Here is an 8,076-nt window from a genome sequence, read left to right on the forward strand (position 1 = left end):
AGCAGTGCATGATCACTGATTTCTGAGGTAGCGTACCCTCTTCTTCCGCGGTACACGCATGTGGCGTCCGTTCATCGTCTGGAACGTGATGTTGCCGTCGACTTCGAGCCAGGCCGTCCTGATGTCGCTGATCTTCAGAATATCATGTTCCCGCGCGGCAGTCATGATTTCGTCCTCGTCGATGTGCTCCCGCTCCAGCGTGTCCAGTTGCGGTATGCCCTGCTCGATCAGGGTTGTGCGCTGGCCCAGAATGATGCGTCGCAGACGCGGATAGCGATGCACCAGTGCAGAAACACTGTAGTTGATTACGAGGAGGGTTGCGGCGGCAACCACACCACCCATGAGCGAGGTATTCGGTCCGGTCATTGCGTTCTGGACTGCATTGGCGAGCAGGAGGATCATGACGAAATCGAACGACGCGAGTTCGCCCATCTCGCGCTTTCCGGCCAGGCGCAGACCAGCCAGAACGAGTATGTAGACGATGGCCGTCCGAAGCACGACTTGCCAGAGATCGGGTGTCAGTACAAACATAGTTATCCTCCGTTTAGTCCTGAGATCTCTTGAGTGGCATCAGTGGTTCTATCAAAAAATCAATCTCCTTAGATTATACCGGTCTATATCTACTGGTTTCTTACCATTTGGACATTTTTCGTTATCACAATAAACAACCCCGTTCTTGTCATAAAGTTTCTGACCACCACAATAAGGGCAATGAACAGTAAAGTATGTTCTTTCGGTATCTTGGCGGGGTTTCTGTTCTTCCTCAGCGCGCTTCTTCGCAACTTCTTCCTCTCTCGCAAGATCTGAAAGGAATCTCTGCTTTCGTGGGTAGAACTTCTCCCACAGAGACTGTGGGACGATCCCTTCCTTTGGGTCAAAGGGTTTGCCCAGCCAGTTTTCACTTCCCTTTCCGAAGTTGAAATGATACTTGCCGCGCACATCGGCGAGGCGAGGTATTGCCTTGGCGTACTCAGGGCTAGAGAACCAATCCTGCCCAAATGAACGGGCATCGGATGCTGAGGCAAACGGATAGAGCCCGACGAATTCTATCGGTTCTCTTCCCGGAGGATTTTTCTCGAAGAGCCTCACGCAACACAGGTTTTCAGATACGCTACAGGAATACTCGTGATAGTAAACGAGAATCAGATCAGCATATCTCTCGACAACGTCACAGAGTTCTTCGGGAGTCATCCAGTAATTCACCCCACAATTCTTTGGGTATTCCTTTGGGGTGAATTCCTTGCCAAGGAATGTCTTGAGTTCCTTGAACGACGAAATCGCAGGGAGCGTTTGAGTCCGATTCGAAGCAGGCTTGGCCCTTTCAGGAATCGAAACTGTCTCTGCTGCTTCGCTCGCTGTCGTACGCTCCTTCTTGACTGCACCAAGGGCAGAACGAGATGCACCAGCATCACCAGCAAGGTTTCCCTCAGCATCGATTCTGCCTGTATCGGACAGCGGTTCTGCCGCACAGGACGATCCTTCGACAAACATGGGATTCGCACAGGCCCGTTTGAACGCCTCACTTTGGGTCAGTGCTGCCTTGATCTTTGTGATTGCCTCAGTGTCCAGACTTTGAACGGCAATACAAAAGACCCTCTCTTGATTGTTGAGGGTAGCGGCGGTGTCTCCTTCATGAAGAGAGGCACCACCAATCTCCTCCGGGTTGATTGCCTGCCAGAAAATCTTCCAGCAAGCAAACCCATAGTAACCGCCCCCGGTCTTATCGATATCATACCTGACACCTATCGTTGGCATATTCCGAATCATTGTATCGTCTCCTTTCTGGCATATTTCGCCGAACTACTGCTTATATGGCTTCCATATAAGCCTGCATTTCCCTTTTTATCTGACTGGGAATCCATAGAAAACCAATAGTGCCTATATATCGGCAGCAAGCGTTCGCATGATGACACTGCGCAAGAAACGCTGGTCTCCAAGCCGGTTCTTCAGGGCAGTCTCGAGTGCTCCCACGGGATACAGGTTCTGGGGCGCCCTGGTGTCGCCCCACAGGTTGCTGGAGTAGTGCACCGCGATAGCGGAGGCGAGGTTGGCCAGGTGGGCCGCCTCGGTCAGCCCCATGACGGGGAGCTCGATGCGGACCAGGTTTGCCATCTGGCTGGCGAAGGGCGTGACGGCGCGGAGGCGCAGGAAAAAGCTCATCTTGCTGCTGCCGCTGCTTTCCGGATAGCGGATCTCGAAGATCGGGGTGCGCTCGGCGGATTTGAGCGAGAGGACCGTGGCAAACTGCTCACCCTTCAGGTAGGCTTCTTGCACGTTCTTGATGATACCGGCCAGTTTGCCGGTCCCGGCGGCCAGGCGGTGTTCGTAGGGGATGGGNNTGCATGAGGTTGTTGAGTTCCTGGCCGAAGTCGCCCGGGTCATGACTTGCAGCGCTGCGAATCTCATATTCGACGTCGAACGGACACGACGCGTCGCTCGCCAGCTTGAGCGTCTTCATGTCCGGGTCCGGCGCGTTGGTCACGAAGTAGTGCCGTACGGCCTCGTCGCAGAGCGCCTCGGTGACGTCGTGGGCGTGAGAGCCGCACATCTGCATGCAGCCTGCCGCCACAGAACCGAAAACGCCATAGTATGGCGGATTGCCGTCGATGATGCCGTGCATGTCGATGCGGCGTACGCCGTCGACGAATGCGACGCGGACCGTGTCGACTTCCGCGAACGCCGCGTCGGGCACCCGGACGGCCGCCCAGTGGTCAAGGTCGCGGCACTCGATGGTCGGCACCACCTCATAGGAACGTTTCTGATCTGTCAATGAGACCTCCGTGGAACCGGTGTAGACGCTCTGCCAGTAGTCGGGACGGATATTCATCATGCCATCTCCCGACGCGCGATGTGCGCGGAACCACTCTGGTTTGTCACCTCGAGGACTGTTTCGAACCGCTCCACGAGGTCCGCTCTGTGGGTGATGATGCCGACGAGCGAGCCGTCCCTGCGCAGGGACTCCAGGACATCGGCGACACCCTGGACAGTGGTCTCGTCCAGCGTTCCGAAGCCCTCGTCGATGAAGAAGCTGTCCAAGTCCACACTCGTCGACAGCAGGTCCTTGACGGCCAGAGCGAGCGCAAGAGAAGCGAGGAAGGTTTCCCCCCCGGACAACGTTGCGACATCGCGCGGTCCCGAGGCGCTGAACGCGTCCTGCACCATCATTTGGTCGTCCTCATCGAGCAGCAGCTCGAAGCGTCCCTTGCTCAGGATGCGCAGGTGGTCGTTTGCCGTCACCAGCAACTGTTCGAGGATGCCGCTGCTGACGAACGCCACCATGCCCTTGCTGCCGAAGTCACGGGCGACCTGCTGGTAGGTTGACAGCAGGCGCGTCGCCTGTTCCTTGCGCGCAAGACGGTCGGCCAGGAATGCACGGCGGGCGAGGAGGTCGTCCTTGCTGCGGCGGGCGGCTGCCAGGTTCTCCTGTGCGCGGGCGAAGTCCGTGGCGGCAGTCTCACGTGTGGCACGCGCTGTTTCGAGGTCCGCCTCCGATGGCAGATCGGGGCCAAGCTCCTGCTCCAGCATTTCCACCTGTGCAGCAGCAGCAGCGGTGTCATGGTCGTATTGCCTCACCGACGCCTGAAGTGAGGCCAGCTCACCCTCTGGGAGGACGGCTGCTTTCATCGACGCGATGGAGTCGAACCCATGCGTGCCGGCTTGCGCCAGCAGGTCACGCTGCAGCGTTTCATATTGGACTTCCGCCTGTCTGCGCTGCCCCTCCAGTGTTGCGGCCTTTGTCTGGGACCCGGTCAGCTTCGTGCGGATGTCTTCTTCCTTTCGGCGCTGTTCTTCGAGTTGGAGGGCGATCGTTTTCTGCGCCGTGCGGGTCGTCGTCTCCTGCCCTCGTAGCTGCGTGAGCCGCGCATGGAGGAACGCCACCGGATTGTTGCTGCCCTCGCGGGCGACCGTCGGGTCCATGAGCAGGCGCAGGGTCAGTTCGTGCGCTTCGTGCCGGTCATCCTTGTCTTCGGTCTTCAGAGCGGTCAGCTGTCTGGCCAGTTCCTCGAGTCGGACTCGGTCCGCTTCGGACTTCTTCTCATGCTCCGTGAGGTCGTCCTGGCAGTGTTCGACATGTTTGCGCGTCTCGTCACGGACTGTCTTGAGGCGAGCGAAGTCCAAGTGTTCGGCATGCGCGACCAGTTCTTCTACCACATGACCGCACACCGGGCAGGTGTCGCCTGGCCTGAGACCCTGCTGGACGACGACTGCGGCGTTGTCCGAGCGTGCTCGTTCGAACGCATCTTCAGTTTGCATTGAAGCGTCGCGCGCCTTGGTGAGCGCTTCCTGGAGCTGGATCCGACGTTCATTCTGTACCTTCATAGTCTCATTCAATTGTGTGATGCTGTGTTCGAGTCCCTTGCCCTTGTCCGTGGCTGCATCGGTCCTGTGCTGGAGTTCCTCCAGTCGGGCGGCAAAGAGCTGGAGGTCGCTCAGGCGCCCGATCGCAGAAGAGATCTCATCCAGTTTCTCGGCAAATGCGGCCTCGCCAGCGCGCAGGGACGTATCGGCACGGACGGCCTGCGCAGTCTTGAGAGCTTGCTGTGCGGCTATCACAGCAGCAGATGCCTTGTCGCGCTCGTCCGTCAGCCGTTCCAGTTCAGCAGCCAGACGCGCCCAGTTGGCCAGTGATGGCTGCAGCGATGCGAGAGCGAGGCCGGTGGCAAGGTGCGCGCGGTCGCCGTTGATCTCGTCCGCCTTGGCGCGAAGGGCCGCAAGCTGTCCCTGAAGGTTCGCCAGCTGCCGTGCCTTTGACGCCCGCTGTTCCATCATGGCCAATGTCAGCTCACGTGCTTTGAGCTGTTCCTGGAGCAGCGCGACCTGATGTCCGGCGTCTGTGACGGCATGGTCCAGGAGACCCATGGCTTCATCGGTGATGGCGTTCTGGTCGATGCCTGCGAGGTCATGGTCCAGGCCGCCCAGTTCGCCCATCAGCATTCCCGCATGGGCGCCGGCCGCCTTGCCGATGTGCTCATAGATGTCCAGGCTGAGCAGCGAGATGAGGATATCCCTGCGCGCGCGGGGCGTGTCGGGTTTGAGAAAGCGGTCGAACTGACCCTGCGGCAGGACGATGATGCGCGTGAAGACGTCAAAGTTCATGTGCAACAGCATCTCTTCGATGTAGCGGTCAGCATCCTTCTTCTTCAGGAGCTGGTTAAGCTGATCGCCGTCCTTGAAGACCTGGACGTCCTCCCTCGTGGCTGTTCCCTGCCGGATGATCCTGTACGTTACGCCACCGAGGTCAAAGGTCAGTCCTACATGGAACTGTTTCGCGCCACGGCTGATGATATTCTCGCGCTGCCCGTTTTCTGTGCGGATGCGTGGAATGCGCCCATAGAGGGCATAGCAGATCGCATCGACGATCGAGGACTTGCCCGAACCAGTCTCACCCACGATGGCAAACAGCGACAGGTCGCGGAAGTCGAGGGTGACCGGGTCACGGTAGGGCATGAAGTTCTCGACTTCAAGCGTCTGTATCCGCATGGGTCACCTCCTGGAACAATTCACCGACCACCTTCATGACGTCCTCTGTGGCGTTCCCGTTGTATGCCCGGTACATCGACTGCACGGTCTCGAGGCTTGTACTTGCCAGCGCTTCAATGGTCGGACGGGTCGTCGTTGCAGCCTCGGAACGCAGGAACTCTACTTTGACGACCCATGGACAGACAGCGCGTATCTCGCCTTGCAGGTTAAATGGCGGGTCGTCGGCGTGGATGCGTGCTTTCGTGTATCCACGGTTCCTGTACGGTTCCAGGCGGTTGGCCCAGTCGTCGACGGCGCACTCGACATTGTGCAGTTCGATGGCGGATTTCAGCTCACAGAACTGCACGGTGAGATTGCCCCTCGTGTCGGTGTCCACAAGGTTGAACCCCTTCGGCGTTCCCTCCTCGCTGAAGTTAACGCGGAAGATAGTGCCGGAGTATTCTGAGCGTGTGGGTGCGTTCACCAGCTGCTGGTGACGGTGGACGTGGCCAAGGGCGTTGTACATCGTCGAAGATGGCAGGCTCTGCGCAGGGACGGCAAAGAACGGACTGACCGACATAGGGCGTTCCGTGTCCGTCAGCTGAGCACCAGCGATCATGAGGTGGGCGGCAAAGATGTTGATGTCTGACGCATGCATCTGCCCGGCAAGCCAGCGGATGAACGTGCTGACACTGCCGGCGTAGTCGCCGTGAATGTCGTCACCTGCTCCATTCAACTTCATGACCACGCGTTCGTGGGGGTAGGGAAGCGCCGTCACGACGACCGGTTCGTCGGCGCGCGAACGGAACCCGACTTGATACTGTTCACCAGACGGCTTCTCGAACACCGATGCTGTCCCAAGGCTCAGCAGGCTCTTGCTGGGGACGAACACCTGCCCGTCGTGGTTGCCAGCCAGAACGACCGAGCGGATGCCGGCGCCGCTGAGCCGGGCAAAAAAGTCGAACACGAGTTTCTGACTGATATTGCTCGGCATTGGGTTGTCGAACACGTCACCCGCGACGATCACCACATCCACCTTCTCGGTCTGCGCAGCTGCAAACAGCTCGTCCAGCAGCTTTCCTGTTTCGCCAAACCTGTCCAGCCCAGCCAGTGTACTTCCAACATGCCAGTCGGCGGTATGCAGTAGTCTCATATTGTTAGTATACCGCCGATTCCGGACTAGTCTGTTATTCCCCCCCGAGTATTTCTTTTCAATACCCCCGAGCACTTTTTTCCCATGCGAGGGGCGCTCTGAGGGGTGCTTTCGGCGCATGCGGGAATCCATCCTTGGCGTTACTCGTACTTGGCTCATTGAACAAGTCTGGCTGGCAGTTAGAATATCAGGCAATCAGCATGATGGAGGTCTGCGATGATACTTGAGGCGATCGAGAAGCGTTACAGCGTACGACACTACAAGAACCAGCCGGTCGAAGAAGACAAGCTGGCCGAGGTTCTGGAAGCGGCAAGGCTGGCTCCCTCGGGCAGCAACCTGCAGCCGTGGAAACTGGTCGTTGTACGGGACCGTGCGACCATACGGTCGATGGTGCATGCCATCGGCGGACAGCAGTTTATTGAACAAGCGGCGGTGCTCGTCGTCGCCTGCAAGAGCGGTGAGGGATACAACATCGGCCACCGGTACGATGGAGCCGTTGTCGACATCACCATCGCCCTGGACCATGTGACCCTGCAGGCTGCATCGATGGGCTTGGGGACATGCTGGCTGGGCAACTACGACGGCAACGAGGTCCGTGCGCTGCTTGACATACCGTCGGAGAACCCCGTCGTGGCCATCCTCGCACTGGGGTACCCCGACGAGAGTCATCCGCGCCGGCCAGGTGTACGCAAGCTGCTGGACGAACTCGTGTGCTGGGAGAAGTTCACAGGCTGACAGATCGCCGCTGTTGCGTGTCTCAGGGATGGTGCTACCTTGTGCTGGAGTGAGTGGAACTCACGAAAACGGTACAGGGGGAGTCGGTGGAAATATCGAAACGCGAGGAATCTGTTGCTTATCTCGTCCAGAGGGCAATGTATCCAATGTGGTCCAAAGCGGGTACCTGGTTCCGTGATGCAGAGGGTGGGCGGGTAGAAGAGCCACAAGGGATCGCGATCGTGCAGGCGCTGGACCTCGTCAGCAAGGAGGCCTGTACTGCTGTCCGCAAGGAAGTCCGGTTACGCGTCAACGCCGAACGCACGTACGTTTCCATCAAAGACTGGGCGATTGACGAACGTCCCCGCGAGCAACTGGCGAAGCGTGGAGCCGACACCATGAGCAACGCACGCCTGCTGGCCATTCTGTTCAGGACGGGCAGCCACGGCAAGAGCGCCGAGGAACTGGGTCGCGACGTGTTCAACCGGTTTGGCGGCTGGAGCCAGCTGGATCAGGCCAGTGTCGAGGACCTCTGCGACGTACACGGCGTCGGTCTCGCCAAGGCAGTCGAACTCAAGGCGGCCATCGAAATCGGCAAGCGTCTGCAGCAAGGCCCCGCGTCCACGATGAAACGGGTCACCAGTGCCGAGGATGCCATCGACTACGTCTGCGACCGGTTCACGCCGCAACTGCGCGATGCCGGCAAGGAGTTCTTCTATGTCGTCTTGCTGGACATCCGCAACAAGGTC

Annotated in this window: 7 protein-coding genes; 2 read left to right on the plus strand and 5 right to left on the minus strand. The window is 58.7% G+C overall.

Features of this window, described 5'->3' with window-relative positions:
- Positions 1–12: 12 nt before the first annotated feature.
- The 5 genes from SMC5_RS00635 to SMC5_RS00660 all read right to left on the minus strand — a co-directional run bounded on the left by SMC5_RS00635 (position 13) and on the right by SMC5_RS00660 (position 6,613).
- Positions 13–531: a DUF421 domain-containing protein gene (locus SMC5_RS00635; protein ID WP_119119179.1), complete on the minus strand. Its 519-nt coding sequence runs from the start codon at positions 529–531 to the stop codon at positions 13–15.
- A 51-nt stretch (positions 532–582) separates the two neighbouring features.
- The gene (locus tag SMC5_RS00640; RefSeq protein WP_119119180.1) at positions 583–1,767 is read right to left on the minus strand and encodes a hypothetical protein; all 1,185 of its coding nucleotides are present in this window, start codon (positions 1,765–1,767) and stop codon (positions 583–585) included.
- 111 nt (positions 1,768–1,878) lie between these two features.
- Positions 1,879–2,274, minus strand: coding sequence for a hypothetical protein (locus tag SMC5_RS00645; RefSeq protein ID WP_119119181.1), 396 nt, complete (start codon positions 2,272–2,274; stop codon positions 1,879–1,881).
- Positions 2,275–2,826: 552 nt separating this feature from the next.
- Positions 2,827–5,481 (minus strand): AAA family ATPase, encoded by a 2,655-nt coding sequence (locus tag SMC5_RS00655; RefSeq protein WP_119119183.1) that lies wholly within the window; start codon positions 5,479–5,481, stop codon positions 2,827–2,829.
- On the minus strand, positions 5,462–6,613 hold the full coding sequence (locus tag SMC5_RS00660; protein ID WP_165846127.1) for a metallophosphoesterase family protein: 1,152 nt from the start codon (positions 6,611–6,613) through the stop codon (positions 5,462–5,464). The genes SMC5_RS00655 and SMC5_RS00660 overlap by 20 nt, the downstream gene beginning before the upstream one ends.
- A gap of 216 nt (positions 6,614–6,829) precedes the next feature.
- Here SMC5_RS00660 and SMC5_RS00665 point away from each other — a divergent pair, with 216 nt between their 5' ends.
- The gene (locus SMC5_RS00665) at positions 6,830–7,348 is read left to right on the plus strand and encodes a nitroreductase family protein (RefSeq protein ID WP_119119185.1); all 519 of its coding nucleotides are present in this window, start codon (positions 6,830–6,832) and stop codon (positions 7,346–7,348) included.
- A gap of 86 nt (positions 7,349–7,434) precedes the next feature.
- A partial coding sequence (locus tag SMC5_RS00670) for a JAB domain-containing protein (protein WP_119119186.1) occupies positions 7,435–8,076 on the plus strand: 642 nt, incomplete at its 3' end.

This window comes from Candidatus Cryosericum odellii, from assembly GCF_003570935.1.
GTDB classification, from domain to species: domain Bacteria; phylum Caldisericota; class Caldisericia; order Cryosericales; family Cryosericaceae; genus Cryosericum; species Cryosericum odellii.

Bases quoted from the DNA above. Each gene is read 5' to 3' on its own strand.
- SMC5_RS00635 (WP_119119179.1), bottom strand. From the start codon at position 531: ATGTTTGTACTGACACCCGATCTCTGGCAAGTCGTGCTTCGGACGGCC.
- SMC5_RS00640 (WP_119119180.1), bottom strand. From the start codon at position 1,767: ATGATTCGGAATATGCCAACGATAGGTGTCAGGTATGATATCGATAAG.
- SMC5_RS00655 (WP_119119183.1), bottom strand. From the start codon at position 5,481: ATGCGGATACAGACGCTTGAAGTCGAGAACTTCATGCCCTACCGTGAC.
- SMC5_RS00660 (WP_165846127.1), bottom strand. From the start codon at position 6,613: ATGAGACTACTGCATACCGCCGACTGGCATGTTGGAAGTACACTGGCT.
- SMC5_RS00665 (WP_119119185.1), top strand. From the start codon at position 6,830: ATGATACTTGAGGCGATCGAGAAGCGTTACAGCGTACGACACTACAAG.